The organism is Streptomyces sp. SL06, assembly GCF_058244745.1.
Genome location: NZ_JBSYOT010000002.1, coordinates 2290614 through 2307955 on the forward strand (window position 1 = coordinate 2290614; position 17342 = coordinate 2307955).

The window sequence follows — 17342 nt, forward strand, 5'->3', positions numbered from 1 at the left end:
CTCCCACGAGGGTGTCCGGCCGTCGCCGTGCGGACGTGTCATCCACTCGCCGCGCGGACGTATCACCGCTCGCCGCGCGGACATGTCACCCCCGCCGTGTGCCCGAGTGGCGATCCCCACCTCGGGCTGGGCCGGGTACCACCCAGTAGGTACCCTGCAGACCATGCGTGCACTTCTCGTGGTCAACCCGGCGGCAACCACCACGAGCGCGCGTACGCGCGATGTGCTCATCCACGCGCTCGCCAGCGAGATGAAGCTGGAGGCGGTCACCACCGAGTACCGCGGCCACGCGCGCGACCTCGGCCGGCAGGCGGCGCAGAGCGACGACATCGACCTGGTGGTGGCCCTCGGCGGCGACGGCACGGTGAACGAGGTCGTCAATGGTCTGCTGCACTCCGGCCCCGACCCCGACAACCTGCCCGGTCTCGCGGTGGTCCCGGGCGGTTCCACCAACGTCTTCGCCCGCGCCCTCGGCCTGCCCAACGACGCGGTGGAGGCCACCGGCGCCCTGCTGGACGCCCTGCGCCGGGGCGGCGAGCAGACCGTCGGCCTGGGCCTCGCCTCGGGCACCGCGGGCACGGAGGACGAGGCGGTGCCGGCCCGCTGGTTCAGCTTCAACGCCGGACTCGGCTTCGACGCCGGCGTGGTCGGCCGGGTCGAACAGCACCGCGAACGGGGCAAGAAGTCGACGCACGCCCTCTACGTCCGCCAGGTGATGCGGGCGCTCGTCGGCGAGCCGCACCGCCGCAGCGGGACGATCACCCTGGAGCGGCCGGGCGAGGAACCGCTCACCGATCTGGTGCTGTCCATAGTCTCGAACACGTCCCCCTGGACGTTCCTCGGCAATCGCCCGATCTACGCGTCGCCCGGGGCGTCGTTCGACACCGGGCTCGAACGTCCTCGGCCTCAGCCGGCTGTCGACGGCCGCCGTTGCCCGGTATGGCACCCAGTTGCTCACTTCGTCCCCCGAGCGCGGACCCCGGGGTCGACATGCTGTCTCTCTGCACGATTTGAGCGAGTTCACCTTGCATTCGAAGGTGCCACTCCCCCTTCAGATGGACGGTGACCATCTGGGACTGCGGACCAGCGTGACGTTCACAGGCGTTCGCCGTGCACTGCGTGTGATTGTGTGAGCAGAAGGGGCCAAAGTCCTTTCACTCGAACGTTTAGACCAGGATCCACCCCATGGAAGTACGGCTGTGACCTAGTCGACACCGAAGAATCAAAAAAAACTTTCCGGAAGGGGTTGTATCCGCCGCCGAGGTTTGCGAATCTCTTCTTGGCGATCGGGACGGCCCGCAAGACCGGCCTCCACAGATCACCGGAACCCCTCTTCAAACCACAGGACCACGCCAGGGAACCTGGCGGTAGGCCCTTCCCTTGTTGAGGGATTCGTGAAAGCGTTCACATTCACAAGCATCCCAGCATGTAATACCAAGGAGAGGTAGCAGCCATGGACTGGCGTCACCGCGCCGTTTGCCGCGAGGAAGACCCCGAGCTGTTCTTCCCCATCGGCAACACCGGTCCCGCGCTGCTGCAGATCGAGGAAGCCAAGGCCGTCTGCCGTCGCTGCCCTGTCATGGAGCAGTGCCTGCAGTGGGCGCTCGAGTCCGGTCAGGACTCCGGCGTCTGGGGTGGTCTCAGCGAGGACGAGCGCCGCGCAATGAAGCGCCGTGCCGCCCGCAACCGGGCCCGTCAGGCCTCCGCCTGACCATCCACCCTGCTGACAGCCTGAGCAATGGCGGCGCGTGTGCCTCACGGCATTATTTCGTAGACAGCGAGTACGCCAACCCCGCTCCCGAGCCGCAGCGCGCAGTACCCGGTGCACATAGGACGATGCATCGCAAGAGCACTGGCCTCGGACCAATACCGGTCCGGGGCTTTTTGCTGTCCGGATCCCGAACCCCGGATCCCGAAGCGCCTCGCCCCTATTTCTCCGCCGGCACCGGAATGTCAAGGATCACGCGGGTGCCGCGCTCCGGAGCCGGGACCATGTCGAAGGCGCCGCCCAACTCGCCCTCCACGAGGGTGCGGACGATCTGCAGGCCGAGATTGCCGGAGCGGTGCGGGTCGAAGCCCTCGGGCAGACCGGCACCGTCGTCCTGGACGGTGACCAGCAGCCGGGCCTCCTTCGTCGTACCACCACGGACCGCGGAGACCTCGACCGTCCCGGTGTCGCCCTCGCGAAAGCCGTGCTCCAGCGCGTTCTGCAGCACCTCGGTCAGCACCATCGACAGTGGTGTCGCCACCTCGGCGTCCAGAATGCCGAAGCGGCCGGTGCGCCGCCCCGTGACCTTGCCCGGCGAAATCTCCGCCACCATCGCCAGCACGCGGTCGGCGATCTCGTCGAACTCCACGCGCTCGTCCAGATTCTGGGAGAGCGTCTCGTGCACGATCGCGATCGAACCGACCCGGCGCACCGCCTCCTCGAGGGCGTCGCGACCCCGTTCGGACTCGATGCGCCGGGCCTGGAGGCGCAACAGGGCCGCCACCGTCTGGAGGTTGTTCTTCACCCGGTGGTGGATCTCCCGGATGGTGGCGTCCTTGGTGATCAACTCACGCTCGCGGCGACGCAGTTCCGTCACGTCGCGCAGGAGCACCAGCGAACCGATGCGCGTGCCCTTGGGCTTGAGCGGGATGGCGCGGAACTGGATCACCCCGTCGTGCGCCTCGATCTCGAACTCGCGCGGCGCCCAGCCGCTGGCCACCTTGGCGAGCGCCTCGTCCACCGGGCCGCGGGACGGAGCGAGTTCGGCGGTGGTCCGCCCGAGGTGATGGCCCACCAGGTCGGCGGCGAGGCCCATGCGGTGGTAGGCCGACAGCGCGTTCGGTGAGGCGTACTGGACGAGGCCGTCCGCGTCGAGCCGGATCAGGCCGTCGCCGACGCGGGGCGAGGCGTCCATGTCGACCTGCTGGTTCTCGAACGGGAAGGCACCGGCCGCGATCATCTGCGCGAGGTCCGAGGCGCTCTGCAGATACGTCAGCTCAAGGCGGCTCGGCGTACGCACGGTGAGCAGGTTGGTGTTGCGGGCGATGACGCCCAGGACGCGTCCCTGGCGCCGCACCGGGATGGACTCGACGCGGACCGGGACCTCCTCGCGCCACTCGGGGTCGCCCTCGCGCACGATCCGGCCCTCGTCCAGGGCGGCGTCCAGCATGGGGCGCCGGCCGCGCGGGACGAGGTGGCCGACCATGTCGTCCTGGTACGAGGTGGGGCCGGTGTTGGGCCGCATCTGGGCGACGGAGACGTACCGCGTGCCGTCATGGGTGGGGACCCACAGGACGAGGTCGGCGAAGGAGAGGTCGGAGAGAAGCTGCCACTCCGAGACCAGCAGGTGGAGCCACTCGAGGTCGGAGTCGTCGAGCGCTGTGTGCTGGCGTACGAGTTCGTTCATGGAGGGCACGGGCTGAGCGTACCCGGCGCTACGGACAGCGATCGAAATCAGCCGGGCCCGGCCGCTCCCCCGACCCGGACGGGCCCGGAAACACCCGCGGGCCGCGGCGCCTGGGAGGGACCCTCAACCCTCCCGGCACCGCAGCCCGGAGCAACATCGGCCGTGGGGTGTGCGGTCCCGGTCGGCCGAAGGGTGAGGAGCCGGGGCAGTCAGGGCAGAAAGCTCCGGTTCCTCGGTCCGCCCTCCTGTGCGGGGAGAGCGGAAGCCTGACGATCACCTTGCGTGAGTGTCACGGTCAGTGCCTCAGTGGCCATTGTGGACTAGACCACTAACCCTGTCCATGCCGCGGACGGTGTTTGTTGCCGGTGCGCTCCGCCGGCCGACCGGCGACCCGGGCGCCCTCAGAAGCGTAACCCTGTCGGCCCGGACACGGGAGCGGGCCGCCGGGGGCGATTTCCGCGAGCGCCGCCGGCCGCCCGACGCGTTCGAGGCGTTCGAGGCGTTCGAGGCGTTCGAAGCGCCCGCGGGGCCCCGCTCTGTTAGATTGGTCTAAACCACATAGCCAGTCCCGGACCCCGGGTGAGTCCTCTCTTCGAAATGGCGGGCCAGCGTGGAAGTTGTCATCGTTCCCGATGCCGAGGCGGGCGGCGAACTCGTGGCCGACGCCATGGCACAGCTGCTCCGGCGCAAGCCCGAGGCCCTGCTCGGGGTGGCCACCGGTTCGACGCCGCTGCCCGTGTACGAGGCACTGGCGGCCAAGGTGCGCTCGGGTGCCGTGGACACCGCGCGGGCACGGATCGCCCAGCTCGACGAGTACGTGGGGCTCCCCGCCGAGCACCCGGAGTCGTACCGCTCGGTGCTGCGGCGCGAGGTGCTCGAACCGCTGGGGATCGGCATGGACGCGTTCATGGGCCCCGACGGCACGGCCGCGGACGTGCTGGAGGCGTGCGAGGCATACGACAGGGCGCTGGGCGGGGCCGGCGGGGTGGACCTCCAGTTGCTCGGGATCGGCACCGACGGGCACATCGGCTTCAACGAACCGTGCTCCTCGCTCGCCTCGCGGACCCGGATCAAGACCCTGACCGAGCAGACCCGCCTGGACAACGCGCGCTTCTTCGACGGCGACATCGAGCAGGTGCCGCACCACGTGATCACGCAGGGTATCGGCACCATCCTGGAGGCCCGGCACGTGGTGCTGCTCGCCACCGGCGAGGGCAAGGCGGACGCGGTCGCCGCGAGCGTCGAGGGCCCGGTCGCGGCCGTGTGCCCGGCCTCCGCGCTCCAACTGCACCCGCACGCCACGGTCGTCGTCGACGAGGCCGCCGCCGCCAAGCTGAAGCTCGCCGACTACTTCCGGCACGCCTACACCCACAAGCCGCACTGGCAGGGCATCTGATCCCGGCCGGCCACCGCGCGCGAAAGGCGCCGGGTCCCCGTGACGGGGACCCGGCGCCTTTCGCGTACCGGGAGGCGAGGGGGCCGTCAGGCGCCCGCGACGGCCTCCGCCGCCGCGCGGCCGCAGACCCGGGCCGCGCCGTGGGTGGCCACGTGCAGGGCGCCGCGCGGCTCGGCGCGCGGCACGCCCATCTCGACGACGACCGTGTCGGGGCGGGCCGCCAGCAGGGTGTCGAGGGCCGCCGCCATCCAGGGGTGGCGGTGCTCGTCACGGACGACGGCGACGATGCGGCGCGGCCCCGCCGCGGCCAGCACCTCGGCACCGGCGTCCGCTCCGGTGAAACTGCCGGTCCGGGTGCCGGGGAGCAGGCGGGACAGTTCGGCGGCGACACCCCAGGGCGTCTCGTCGCCGACGGCGATGTTCGCGACGGGGCTGAGTGCGGCGACGTACGGCGGCTCGGTGAGGGGGGTGAAGCCCTCGGCGGGGGTGACGCGCAGGGCGCGGCGGGCCGCACGCAGGCCCACGTCACCGTCCGCGGCGTCCTCGGCGCGGGCGTCCGCGCGGTGCGCGGCGGTCCAGCGGGCCAGCGCGCGGACCCGTTCGGCGGCGTCGGCCAGGCGCTCCTCGGGCAGTTCACCCGAACGGACGGCCTGGACCAGGGCGTCACTGAGCCGCCGTACGGTGTCCTCGTCGCACAGGCCGCCGCCCACGCAGATCGCGTCGGCGCCCGCCGCGACCGCCATGGCGCTGCCGCGTTCGATGCCGTACGCGCCCGCGATGGCCCGCATCTCGATGCCGTCGGTGACGATGAGTCCGTCGTAGCCCAGCTCGCCGCGGAGCAGGTCGGTCAGGACGCGGCGGGACAGCGTCGCCGGGCGGTCCGGGTCCAGGGCCGGGACCAGGATGTGGGCGCTCATCACCGCGCGGCTGCCGGCGGCGATGGCCGCGCGGAAGGGGACCAGGTCGCGTTCGGCCAGCACCGCGGCGTCCACGTCGATGCGCGGCACGGCGTGGTGGGAGTCGACGCCCGTGTCCCCGTGGCCCGGGAAGTGCTTGGTGCAGGCGGCCACCCCCGCCGACTGCATGCCGGTGACGTAGGCGGCGGTGTGCCGGGCGACCAGGTCGGTGCCGGCGCCGAAGGAGCGCACTCCGATGACCGGGTTGTCCGGGTTGGAGTTCACGTCGGCGGACGGGGCCCAGTTGAAGTTGACGCCCGAGGCCGCGAGCCGGCGGCCGAGTTCGGCGGCCACCTCCCGGGTGAGCCCGACGTCGTCCACGGCGCCGAGGGCGTGGTTGCCGGGGAAGGAGGAGCCGGTGCGTACCTCCAGACGGGTGACGTCGCCGCCCTCCTCGTCGATCGCGACCAGCACGTCCTCGCGCTCGGCGCGCAGTCGGGCGGTCAGCGCGGCCACCTGCTCGGGCGTGGCGACGTTCCGCCCGAACAGGGCGACGGAGGCCAGGCCGTCGCCGAGGCGGCGCAGCAGCCAGTCGGGGGCGGTGGTGCCGGCGAAGCCGGGCTGGAGGACGGTGAGCGCGTCGCGCGTGAGGGTGTCGGTGGCCCTGGCGATGGTCGTCATCGGTGGCGTTATCCCTTCACGGCACCGGCGGTCAGGCCGCTGACGGCCCTGCGCTGGAGGAAGACGAAGAGGATCAGGATCGGAATGGCGAAGAGGGACGAGGCGGCCATGGTCGCGCCCCAGTCGTTGCCGAACTGCGTCTGGAAGCTGGACAGCCACAGCGGCAGGGTCTGGGCCTCGGCGTCCTTGTTGAGCACCAGGACCAGCGCGAACTCGTTCCAGGCGGTGATGAAGCCGAACAGCGAGGTGGACATCAGGCCGGGGGCGAGCAGCGGCAGGATGACCCGGCGGAAGGCCTGGGCGCGGGTGCAGCCGTCGACCATCGCGGACTCCTCCAGTTCCTTCGGCACGGCGGCGACGAAGCCGCGCAGCGTGAGGATGGTGAAGGGCAGGATCATCATCATGTAGAAGAGCGTCAGCGGTACGAGGCTGTTCAGCATCGACGCGTCCCGCACGATCATGTACATCGCGATGATCATGACTTCCCAGGGCGCCATCTGCGCCAGCATGAAGCCGATGACGAAGCCGCGCCGGCCCTTGAACCGCATCCGCGCGAGGGCGAAGGAGCCGGCCAGTGCGATGACCAGCGAAAAGACGACCGCGAGGACGGTGACGGTCAGCGAGTTGGTGACGTAGGTCCAGAAGTGGTCCACGTCGGTCGCGGTCTTGAAGTGCTTGAAGGTGACGTTGGTCGGGAACCAGACCGGGTCCTCCGAGATGATGTCGCCGGTCGGCTTGAAGGCCGTGGCGAACATCCAGTACACGGGGAAGACGAAGCCGACGAACAGGACGACGGCCGTGGCGTTGGGCCACAGGCGGCCGAAGAGCGAGCGCTTCACAGCTCGTCCTCCTCTTGCTTGAGCACGATCCGGAGGTAGTAGGCGGTCAGGCCGAGCAGGATCATGATGGTCAGTACCGCGATCGCCGCGCCCATGCCGTAGTGCTGGTTGCCGACGCCCTCGACGTAGGCGTAGACGGGCAGGATCTCGGTGAGCCGGTCGGGGCCGCCGCCGTTGATCAGGTAGACTTGCACGAATGCCTTGAAGACCCAGATGATCTCCAGGAACGTCGTGGCGTAGAGGAACGGCCGCAGGAACGGCATGGTGACCGTGGTGAAGCTCCGCCAGGCGCCGGCGCCGTCGAGGGCCGCGGCCTCGTACAGCTCGCCCGGGATGGTGGTGGTCGCGGCGTAGAGGTTGATCGCGACGAACGGGATGGACATCCACACGATCAGCACGGTGACGACGAAGAAGGTCGACATCTGGCTGCTGGTCCAGCTGTAGTCGGCCATGGAGTGCCGGCCGAGCTTGTCCAGGACCCAGTTGACGACGCCGAAGCGCTGGTCGAACAGCCACTTGTAGACGGTGGTGGCGGCCACGATCGGCATGGCCCAGGCCAGCACCAGACCGATCATCAGTGTGAACCGCATCCGCTTGCCGAGGCGGGCGAGCAGCAGGCCGATCAGGGTGCCCAGGACCATGATCAGGGCGACGTTGACCGCCGTGAACAGGATCGAGCGGAGGGTGACCCGCCAGAAGTCCTCGCTGGTGAGGGTCTCCGTGTAGTTGTCGACGCCGTTCCACTCGGTGAGGTGCTGGATCAGCTGCGACATGTTGAGGTTCTGGAAGGACAGCAGGAGGTCCTTCAGCAGCGGCCAGCCCAGCAGCAGTACGGCGGCCACGCAGGCGGGCAGCAGCAACAGGTACGGGGCGAGCGCGCCGGCCCGCGACGCGGCTCCCGTTCTCCGCCCGCCGGCGCCCCCACCGTCCTCCTTGCGCACGTCCGCCGGGTCCGAGGGCGGCCGTTCGATCTGCACGGTCATGCTCGCGGTCTCTCTCTTCTCGACCTGTTCACCTCGGCGCCGGGGCGGGGGCCGTCGGGTCCGGCCCCCGCCCCGGCCCACCCGGTGTTACTGCTGCTGCGACAGGCGCTTGTTGAACTCGCCCTCGACCTGCTTGGCCGCGTCGGCCGGAGACTTGCCGTTCAGGACGGCGGTCAGATAGGTCTTGATCGGGTTGGGCGCGTTCTCGACCGCGGCCCACTCCGGGATCAGCGGCGTGGTGCCACCGCCCGCGGCGGCCGGCGCGGCGGCCTCGGCGGGGGCGTTGCCCTCCAGGTTGCTCTGCAGCGACTCCTTGTTCGGGATGACGCCGTTGGACTTGGCCAGCGCGCCCTCGAACTTGTCGGACAGCGTGAGCTTCAGGAACTCCTTGGCGAGGTCCTGCTTCTTGCTGCCCGCGGCGACCGCGAGGTTGGAGCCGCCGAGGAAGACGCCCTCGGGCTTGTCGGCCGTGGCGCCCGGGATCGTGAAGTAGCCGATGTCCTTCTCGATCTTCGGGTTGGCCTCGGTCGCGATGCCGGCTTCCCAGCCCATGCCGATGAAGGCGCCGACGTTGCCCTTGGCGAAGACCTCACCCTGCTGCGGGGTGGCCTCGTCCTTGTCCTTGGGCGCCTTGGAGAGGGCCTGGAACTTCTTGTAGGTCTCCGCGGCGGCGGCGACCTTGGGGTCGTCGAGGTTGGAGACGTACTTGTCGCCGTCCTTCTTGACGAGTTCGCCGCCCTCACCGACCACCAGGCCGACGAAGTGGTACCAGTTCTGACCCGGCAGGTAGATCGGCTCGGCGTCGGTCTTCGCACCGATCGTCTTCAGGTCGTCGTAGAACTCGTCGCGGGTCTTGGGGGTCTCCTTGATGCCCGCGTCGGCCCAGACCTTCTTGTTGTAGAGGACGACGCGGTTGGCGAAGTACCAGGGGGCCGCGTACTGCTTGCCGTCGAAGATGGACGACTCGTTGAGGGACTCGGTCCAGTCCCCGCCGATCTCGGACTTGAGGTCGCTCAGGTCGGCGAGGCCGCCGGTCTTGGCGTAGGCCGGGGTCTGGGTGTTGCCGACCTCGAAGACGTTGGGCGGGTTCTCCTCGGACAGGGCGGTGGTCAGCTTCTGCTGGATGCCGTTCCACTGCTGGACCTCGAACTTGACCTTGGCCTTGGTCTTCGCCTCGAACTCCTTGGCGAGGTCCGCCTGCCAGTCGTCGGGCGAGGAACCGTCCATCACCCAGACGGTGAGCGTCTCGCCGGCGTAGCCGTCCGCCCCGGCCTTCTTGCCGTCGTCGCTGTCGCCCCCGCATGCCGCGATCGAGACCATCATGCCCGCGATACCGATCGCGGCTATCAGCTTGCGCTTCACGCCACCCTCCTCAGGGATGCCACAAACCCCCCTGCCTCCCCGCGGTTGCTCGTCGACGCGGACCGCCCATGGGGCCGGGACCTGGACCAATGGTGTAGACCAGTACCGGGAGCTTGGCCCAGACCAATAGGGCTGTCAAGGGTGTTCAAGCACCCTCACGTCGTCCGTGATGCGACCGAGATATGCAGGGACCTTTCATTGCGCAAGCGACAGATCGGGCGGACCCCGACCGGGTGTACCACCACCCGCCGAACGACACGCCGATACCGTCCCGAACGCGCGTACCAGCGACGCCGGCCGGCGCTGTGGACTAGACCAAGGGAGGTCCCGGAGGTATACAGAAGGGATCACGGAGCGTGCGGGACCATCCCGGCACGCGGCCGTGCCACGATGTGAGCCGTGGCCGACAGGGATATCGGTCGCTTCGGCATCCGGAGCCGGGAAGGCAGAGCATGAGCACCGACGTCAGCAGTGCGGAGAACGAGGGTGGGGCGACCGTCCGTACCGCGCGCGTGCCCAAGTACTACCGTCTGAAGAAGCATCTGCTCGACATGACCCGGACGCAGACACCGGGCACACCGGTGCCGCCGGAGCGCACGCTGGCCGCCGAGTTCGACACGTCACGCACGACCGTGCGCCAGGCCCTTCAGGAACTGGTCGTCGAGGGCCGCCTGGAGCGCATCCAGGGCAAGGGCACCTTCGTCGCCAAGCCCAAGGTCTCGCAGGCGCTGCAACTCACCTCGTACACCGAGGACATGCGCGCGCAGGGGCTCGAACCCACCTCGCAGCTGCTGGACATCGGCTACATCACCGCCGACGACCGGCTCGCCGGGCTGCTGGACATCACGGCGGGCGGGCGGGTGCTGCGCATCGAGCGGCTGCGCATGGCCAACGGCGAGCCCATGGCCATCGAGACCACCCACCTCTCGGCGAAGCGCTTCCCGGCGCTGCGCCGGTCCCTGGCGAAGTACACGTCGCTCTACACCGCGCTCGCCGAGGTGTACGACGTCCATCTCGCGGAGGCCGAGGAGACCATCGAGACCTCCCTGGCGACCCCCCGCGAGGCCGGTCTGCTCGGCACCGACGTGGGCCTGCCCATGCTGATGCTCTCCCGGCACTCGCGGGACCGGACGGGCCAGCCGGTGGAGTGGGTGCGCTCGGTGTACCGGGGCGACCGCTACAAGTTCGTGGCCCGCCTCAAGCGGCCGTAGCCGCCGCCCGCTCCCCCTGCTTCTCGCGCACACGGATTTGCGGTTGAGGACCGATACACGAACGAGGTCTTCCGCTGTCTCGACGCCGTCCCCTACATTTTCGTGCGCACTGCACCAGGTGATCAACGAGGGGACGGAGCCGCCGCATGTCACAAGCCCCGGAAACGAGCAGAGGGCCGACGGTGACGCCGGTGCGCGTCGTCATCGGCCTCTGTCTGGTCGCACCGTTCGTCGCCATGCTGTGGGTCGGTTCCTACGCCAGGACGGACCCGACCTTCATCGGCATCCCCTTCTTCTACTGGTACCAGATGGCGTGGGTGCTGATGTCCACCGCGCTGACGGTGCTCGCGTACCAACTGTGGCAGCGTGACCAGCGCGCCCGCCGGAAGGACGGCACCAAGTGAACGACGGCGTGAACGGCGTCGCACTCGCCGTCTTCATCTTCTTCTTCGTGCTCGTGACCGCCATGGGCTTCCTGGCCGCCCGCTGGCGCAGGGCCGACAACGAGCACAGCCTCGACGAATGGGGCCTGGGCGGCCGGTCCTTCGGCACCTGGGTCACCTGGTTCCTGCTGGGCGGCGACCTGTACACCGCGTACACCTTCGTGGCCGTTCCCGCGGCGATCTACGCGGCGGGCGCCTCCGGCTTCTTCGCGGTGCCGTACACGATCCTGGTGTACCCGCTGATCTTCACCTTCCTGCCGCGGCTGTGGTCGGTCTCCCACAAGCACGGTTACGTGACCACCTCGGACTTCGTGCGCGGCCGGTTCGGTTCGAAGGGCCTGTCGCTCGCGGTGGCCGTGACGGGCATCCTGGCCACGATGCCGTACATCGCGCTCCAGTTGGTCGGCATCCAGGCCGTGCTGGACGTGATGGGCGTCGGCGGCGGCGAGAGCACCCACTGGTTCGTCAAGGACCTGCCCCTGCTGATCGCCTTCGGCGTGCTGGCGGCCTACACCTACTCGTCGGGGCTGCGCGCGCCCGCGCTGATCGCGTTCGTGAAGGACACGCTGATCTACATCGTGATCGCCGTGGCGATCATCTACATCCCGATCAAGCTCGGCGGGTTCGGCGACATCTTCGCCTCGGCGAACGACAAGTTCACCGAGACCGGCAGCGGCGGGCTGGTGCCGGGCGGGACCAGCCAGTGGACGTACGCCACGCTGGCGCTCGGCTCGGCGCTGGCGCTCTTCATGTACCCGCACTCGATCACCGCGACGCTGTCCTCTCGCAGCCGTGAGGTGATCCGCCGCAACACCACCATCCTGCCGCTGTACTCGCTGATGCTGGGGCTGCTCGCGCTGCTGGGCTTCATGGCGATCGCGGCCGGGGTCAAGGTGGACAACGGCCAGTTGGCGATCCCGCAACTGTTCGAGAACATGTTCCCCGCCTGGTTCGCGGGCGTGGCCTTCGCGGCGATCGGCATCGGCGCCCTGGTCCCGGCGGCAATCATGTCGATCGCGGCCGCGAACCTGTTCACCCGCAACATCTACAAGGACTTCATCAAGCCGGACGCCACGCCGCGGCAGGAGACGAAGGTCTCCAAGCTGGTGTCGCTGCTGGTGAAGGTGGGCGCGCTGATCTTCGTCCTGGGCATGGACAAGACGGTCGCGATCAACTTCCAGCTGCTCGGCGGCATCTGGATCCTGCAGACCTTCCCGGCCCTGGTCGGCGGCCTGTTCACCCGCTGGTTCCACCGCTGGGCGCTGCTCGGCGGCTGGGCGGTCGGCATGGTCTACGGCACGGTCGCCGCGTACGGCGTGGCCTCGCCGACCCAGAAGCACTTCGGCGGCTCCTCGCAGGAGATCCCCGGCATCGGCGAGATCGGCTACATCGGTCTCACCGCCTTCGTGCTGAACGTCCTGGTCACCGTGGTCCTGACCGTCGTCCTGAAGGCGGTCGGGGCGCCCGAGGGCGTCGACGAGACCCGGCCGGGCGACTACACGGCGGACGCCGGCGACCCCGGCGTCCAGGTCGAACTGCCGCCGGCCACGGCGGGCAGCTCGACCTGAGCCCCGGACCACCACGACGGGCCGCCGGAGAGAACCCGGCGGCCCGTTGTCGTACCCGTCGGGCACACTCGGGGTCATGGACTTCGTGATCCGGCGGGCGGCGACCGACGAGTACGGGACTCTGGGGGAGATCACCGCGCAGGCCTATCTGCGCGACGGTCTCCTCGACTTCGGGGAGAGCGACACGTACCTCGGCGAGCTGCGGAACGTGGCCAAGCGGGCGGCGGACGCCGAGGTGCTGGTCGCCGTGGCGGACGGCCGGGTGCTCGGCGGTGTGACCTTCGTGCCGTCCGGCGGCCCCATGGCGGACATAGCCCGGCCCGGCGAGGCCGAGATACGCATGCTCGCCGTCGCCCGCGAGGCACGCGGACGCGGGGCCGGCGAGGCCCTCGTGAGCGCCTGCGTCGAACGGGCCCGGGGCGTCGGGGGCTGTGCGCGCGTCGTGCTGTCGACCCAGCGCGCCATGCACACCGCCCACCGCCTCTACGAACGGCTGGGCTTCACCCGCACGCCCGACCGCGACTGGAACCCGGCGCCGGAGCTGTACGACATCACCCTCATCACCTATGAACTGACACTCTGACACCAGCGTGACACTACATCTGGGGGTGCTCGCGCAGCCCGGCACAAGATGTATGCTCATGCTCGCTGTCGCCGCAGGGGAATCCGGTGCGAATCCGGAACTGTCCCGCAACGGTGTACTTGTGCGTGTTCGCCTCCGAGCGTGATCACGCGCCGGTTCAGTCCGAGGACCTGCCGACAGTGTGCCCGGCCCTTCCGGTCCGGGTGCCATGACGTCCGGGCCTCGTGGAGTGGGCCGGTGGGCGCGACGCCGTGTGCGCTCGTGAGTTCCCCCCTGCCCTCCGCCAGGCCCCGTGCCGAGCGAGGGAGTGCCCCACGTGACCATCGCGCCAGCCGACCCGGTTTCAGCGACCCCGGTGACGACTTCAGCCACCCCGGTGACCGAGGAGTCCGACGGACCCGGTGCCGCCCTGCTGCGGACCCTGACCGGGCTGACCGCCGACCTGCCGGGCGCCGACCCCGGCCGGGTCGCCGGCGCCGCGCTGCGCGGCCGGTCCGCCCACGCGGACGAGTCCGAGCTGCGCGAGCTGGCCACGGAGGCGGCGGCCGGGCTCATCTCGGAGGACCCGGTCTACTCCAGGCTGGCCGCCCGGCTGCTGACCATCGGCATCCGCGCCGAGGCCGCCTCCCAGGGGGTCACCTCCTTCACCGGCTCGGTCGCCACCGGGCACCGCGAGGGCCTGATCGCCGACCGCACCGCCGCGTTCGTCCGGCTGCACGCCGACCGCCTGGACGCGCTGATCGACCCGGCCGCCGACGACCGCTTCGGCTACTTCGGGCTGCGCACCCTGCACAGCCGCTATCTGCTGCGGCACCCCCTCACCCGCAAGGTCGTCGAGACGCCCCAGCACTTCATGCTGCGGGTGGCCGCCGGACTCGCCGAGGACGACAGCCCCCGTTCGGTCGACGAGGTCGCCGCGCTCTACGGCCTGATGAGCCGCCTCGACTACCTGCCCTCTTCCCCCACCCTGTTCAACTCCGGTACCCGGCACGCCCAGATGTCGTCCTGCTACCTCCTGGACTCCCCCAAGGACGAGCTGGACTCCCTCTACGACCGCCTCCACCAGGTCGCCCGTCTGTCCAAGCACGCCGGCGGCATCGGCATCGCCTACTCCCGCGTCCGCGCCCGGGGTTCGCTGATCCGCGGCACCAACGGGCACTCCAACGGCATCGTCCCGTTCCTGAAGACGCTGGACGCCTCGGTCGCCGCCGTGAACCAGGGCGGCCGTCGCAAGGGCGCGGCGGCGGTCTACCTGGAGACCTGGCACGCCGACATCGAGGAGTTCCTGGAGCTGCGGGACAACACCGGCGAGGACGCCCGCCGCACGCACAACCTGAACCTCGCGCACTGGATCCCGGACGAGTTCATGCGCCGGGTGGACGCCGACGGCCGGTGGTCGCTGTTCTCCCCCTCGGACGTGCCCGAGCTGCCCGACCTGTACGGCGCGGAGTTCGACGCGGCGTACCGCAGGGCGGAGGAGGCGGGACTCGCCCGCAGGACGCTGCCCGCCCGTGAGCTGTACGGCCGCATGATGCGCACGCTCGCGCAGACCGGCAACGGCTGGATGACCTTCAAGGACACCGCCAACCGCACCGCCAACCAGACCGCGGAGCCGGGCCACGTCATCCACTCCTCCAACCTCTGCACGGAGATCCTGGAGGTCACGGACGACGGGGAGAGCGCGGTCTGCAACCTGGGCTCGGTCAACCTCGGCGCCTTCGTCGACCGGGCCGCCGGCGACATCGACTGGGAGCGGCTGGACGCCACCGTCCGCACCGCCGTCACCTTCCTGGACCGGGTCGTCGACATCAACTTCTACCCGACCGAGCAGGCGGGCCGCTCCAACGCCCGCTGGCGTCCGGTCGGTCTGGGCGCGATGGGCCTGGCGGACGTGTTCTTCCAACTGCGCCTGCCCTTCGACTCGCCCGAGGCGAAGGCCCTGTCCACCCGGATCGCCGAGCGCGTCATGCTCGCCGCGTACGAGACGTCCGCCGACCTCGCCGAGCGGGTGGGTCCCGCGCCGGCCTGGGAGAAGACCCGTACCGCCCGGGGCGTGCTGCATCCCGACCACTACGGCGTCCGGACGGCCTGGCCGCAGCGCTGGGCGGCGCTGCGCGAGCGCATGGCCACGACCGGGCTGCGCAACTCGCTGCTGCTCGCCATCGCGCCGACCGCCACCATCGCCTCCATCGCCGGCGTGTACGAGTGCGTCGAGCCGCAGGTGTCCAACCTGTTCAAGCGCGAGACGCTGTCCGGTGAGTTCCTCCAGGTCAACTCCTACCTGGTGGACGACCTCAAGCGGCTCGGCGTGTGGGACGCCCGCACCCGTGAGGCGCTGCGCGAGGCGAACGGCTCGGTGCAGGGCTTCTCCTGGATCCCCGAGGACGTCCGCGCGCTGTACCGCACCGCCTGGGAGATCCCGCAGCGCGGCCTGATCGACATGGCCGCCGCCCGCACCCCGTACCTCGACCAGGCCCAGTCGCTGAACCTGTTCCTGGAGACGCCGACCATCGGGAAGCTCTCCTCGATGTACGCGTACGCCTGGAAGCAGGGCCTGAAGACCACCTACTACCTGCGCTCCCGCCCCGCGACCCGCATCGCGCGCGCGGCTCGGGCGCAGACCGCCGTCCCCGCCCGGCAGGCCTCCGATCCCGACGCGGTCGCCTGCTCCCTGGAAAACCCCGAGTCCTGCGAGGCCTGCCAGTAATGACCACCAAGAACCTGCTCGACCCCGGCTTCGAGCTGACCCTGCGTCCCATGCGCTACCCGGACTTCTACGAGCGCTACCGGGACGCCATCAAGAACACCTGGCACGTGGAGGAGGTCGACCTCCACTCGGACGTCACGGACCTCGCGAAGCTCAGCCCGGAGGAGCAGCATCTGATCGGCCGGCTGGTCGCCTTCTTCGCGACGGGCGACTCGATCGTGGCGAACAACCTGGTGCTGACCCTCTACAAGCACATCAACTCCCCCGAGGCGCGGCTGTACCTGAGCCGGCAGCTGTTCGAGGAGGCCGTCCACGTCCAGTTCTATCTGACGCTGCTGGACACCTACCTGCCCGATCCGGAGGACCGCGCCGCCGCCTTCGCCGCGGTCGAGAACATCCCCTCGATCCGCGAGAAGGCCGAGTTCTGCTTCACGTGGATGGACTCGGTGGAGTCGATCGACCGGCTGGAGAGCGAGGCCGACCGCCGCCGCTTCCTGCTCAACCTCGTCTGCTTCGCGGCGTGCATCGAGGGCCTGTTCTTCTACGGCGCCTTCGCCTACGTCTACTGGTTCCGCAGCCGGGGTCTGCTGCACGGGCTTGCCACTGGCACCAACTGGGTGTTCCGGGACGAGACCATGCACATGTCCTTCGCCTTCAACGTCGTCGACACCGTGCGCAAGGAGGAGCCGCAGCTCTTCGACGACCGGCTCCGGCAGGAGGTCACCGACATGCTGCGGGAGGCCGTCGAGGCCGAGTTGCAGTTCGCGCGCGACCTGTGCGGTGACGGTCTCCCGGGCATGAACACCGACTCGATGCGGCAGTACCTGGAGTGCGTGGCCGATCAGCGTCTGACGCGTCTCGGCTTCGCCCCGGTGTACGGCTCCGAGAACCCCTTCTCCTTCATGGAGCTGCAGGGCGTTCAGGAGTTGACCAACTTCTTCGAGCGGCGTCCCTCGGCGTACCAGGTGGCGGTGGAGGGCACCGTCGACCTGGACGAGGACTTCTGAGTCCGCCGAGTCTCCCCGCTCTCCGCCTCCCTCGCCGCCTCGTTCTCCTGGGCCTGCCTGAGCTGACGGTCGATGCGCCTGTCGCGCACGATGCCGATCACCGAGGGGAGGACCATGAGGACGAGGAGTCCGAGGGTCGCGAGCATTCCGATCAGGGCTTGTGTCTGTTCTCCGGTCATGGACACCACTCTCACGCCGGAGACTCCTTACCGGGAGTGGCAGGACTGCCGTAGGCCCTCGATTTCCTGCCAGCTCCGAGGCACACTGGCCG

Annotated in this window: 14 protein-coding genes, 1 pseudogene and 1 riboswitch; of the genes and pseudogenes, 9 read left to right on the forward strand and 6 right to left on the reverse strand. The window is 69.7% G+C overall.

The genetic code is table 11. The features are described 5' to 3' along the window. Window positions 1-163: 163 nt before the first annotated feature. Both AC4IHM_RS10255 and AC4IHM_RS10260 read left to right on the forward strand, forming a co-directional pair. Window positions 164-1133 (forward strand): annotated as a pseudogene (locus AC4IHM_RS10255) (diacylglycerol/lipid kinase family protein). 320 nt (window positions 1134-1453) lie between these two features. Beyond that, a complete protein-coding gene (locus AC4IHM_RS10260; RefSeq protein WP_003973730.1) occupies window positions 1454-1711 on the forward strand; it encodes a WhiB family transcriptional regulator in 258 nt (85 codons plus the stop codon). A 217-nt stretch (window positions 1712-1928) separates the two neighbouring features. Here AC4IHM_RS10260 and AC4IHM_RS10265 read toward each other — a convergent pair whose 3' ends face one another. Beyond that, window positions 1929-3395, reverse strand: coding sequence for a sensor histidine kinase (locus AC4IHM_RS10265; protein WP_490870797.1), 1467 nt, complete (start codon window positions 3393-3395; stop codon window positions 1929-1931). Window positions 3396-4005: 610 nt separating this feature from the next. Here AC4IHM_RS10265 and nagB point away from each other — a divergent pair. Beyond that, window positions 4006-4791: a glucosamine-6-phosphate deaminase gene (gene nagB / locus AC4IHM_RS10270; RefSeq protein WP_490866763.1), complete on the forward strand. Its 786-nt coding sequence runs from the start codon at window positions 4006-4008 to the stop codon at window positions 4789-4791. Window positions 4792-4877: 86 nt separating this feature from the next. On the opposite strand, the gene AC4IHM_RS10275 is transcribed toward nagB, so the two are convergent. The 4 genes from AC4IHM_RS10275 to AC4IHM_RS10290 all read right to left on the reverse strand — a co-directional run bounded on the left by AC4IHM_RS10275 (window position 4878) and on the right by AC4IHM_RS10290 (window position 9552). Next, window positions 4878-6368 carry a glycoside hydrolase family 3 protein gene (locus tag AC4IHM_RS10275; protein WP_490866764.1) on the reverse strand — a complete coding sequence of 497 codons (1491 nt, stop codon included), beginning with the start codon at window positions 6366-6368 and terminating at the stop codon, window positions 4878-4880. Between the two features lie 8 nt (window positions 6369-6376). Then, window positions 6377-7207: a carbohydrate ABC transporter permease gene (locus AC4IHM_RS10280; protein WP_490866765.1), complete on the reverse strand. Its 831-nt coding sequence runs from the start codon at window positions 7205-7207 to the stop codon at window positions 6377-6379. Further along, window positions 7204-8190, reverse strand: a complete 987-nt coding sequence (locus AC4IHM_RS10285) for a carbohydrate ABC transporter permease (protein ID WP_490866766.1) — start codon at window positions 8188-8190, stop codon at window positions 7204-7206. The genes AC4IHM_RS10280 and AC4IHM_RS10285 overlap by 4 nt, the downstream gene beginning before the upstream one ends. An 87-nt stretch (window positions 8191-8277) precedes the next feature. Next, window positions 8278-9552, reverse strand: a complete 1275-nt coding sequence (locus AC4IHM_RS10290; RefSeq protein WP_490866767.1) for an extracellular solute-binding protein — start codon at window positions 9550-9552, stop codon at window positions 8278-8280. A gap of 452 nt (window positions 9553-10004) precedes the next feature. On the opposite strand from AC4IHM_RS10290, the gene AC4IHM_RS10295 reads away from it, so the two are divergent. The 6 genes from AC4IHM_RS10295 to AC4IHM_RS10320 all read left to right on the forward strand — a co-directional run bounded on the left by AC4IHM_RS10295 (window position 10005) and on the right by AC4IHM_RS10320 (window position 17071). After that, window positions 10005-10763, forward strand: coding sequence for a GntR family transcriptional regulator (locus AC4IHM_RS10295; RefSeq protein WP_490866768.1), 759 nt, complete (start codon window positions 10005-10007; stop codon window positions 10761-10763). A 146-nt stretch (window positions 10764-10909) separates the two neighbouring features. Then, entirely contained in the window at window positions 10910-11167 is a 258-nt protein-coding gene (locus AC4IHM_RS10300; RefSeq protein ID WP_490866769.1) for a DUF3311 domain-containing protein, read from the forward strand. Then, window positions 11164-12774 (forward strand): monocarboxylate uptake permease MctP, encoded by a 1611-nt coding sequence (mctP, locus tag AC4IHM_RS10305; RefSeq protein ID WP_490866770.1) that lies wholly within the window; start codon window positions 11164-11166, stop codon window positions 12772-12774. The genes AC4IHM_RS10300 and mctP overlap by 4 nt, the downstream gene beginning before the upstream one ends. 76 nt (window positions 12775-12850) lie before the next feature. Beyond that, window positions 12851-13357: a GNAT family N-acetyltransferase gene (locus AC4IHM_RS10310; protein ID WP_490866771.1), complete on the forward strand. Its 507-nt coding sequence runs from the start codon at window positions 12851-12853 to the stop codon at window positions 13355-13357. 52 nt (window positions 13358-13409) lie between these two features. Next, window positions 13410-13549: riboswitch (cobalamin riboswitch) on the forward strand. A 124-nt stretch (window positions 13550-13673) separates the two neighbouring features. Next, window positions 13674-16064 (forward strand): ribonucleoside-diphosphate reductase subunit alpha, encoded by a 2391-nt coding sequence (locus tag AC4IHM_RS10315; protein WP_490866772.1) that lies wholly within the window; start codon window positions 13674-13676, stop codon window positions 16062-16064. Beyond that, window positions 16064-17071: a ribonucleotide-diphosphate reductase subunit beta gene (locus AC4IHM_RS10320; RefSeq protein WP_490866773.1), complete on the forward strand. Its 1008-nt coding sequence runs from the start codon at window positions 16064-16066 to the stop codon at window positions 17069-17071. The genes AC4IHM_RS10315 and AC4IHM_RS10320 overlap by 1 nt, the downstream gene beginning before the upstream one ends. On the opposite strand, the gene AC4IHM_RS10325 is transcribed toward AC4IHM_RS10320, so the two are convergent. Continuing rightward, window positions 16984-17250, reverse strand: a complete 267-nt coding sequence (locus AC4IHM_RS10325; protein ID WP_490866774.1) for a hypothetical protein — start codon at window positions 17248-17250, stop codon at window positions 16984-16986. The genes AC4IHM_RS10320 and AC4IHM_RS10325 overlap by 88 nt on opposite strands. Window positions 17251-17342: the final 92 nt, after the last annotated feature.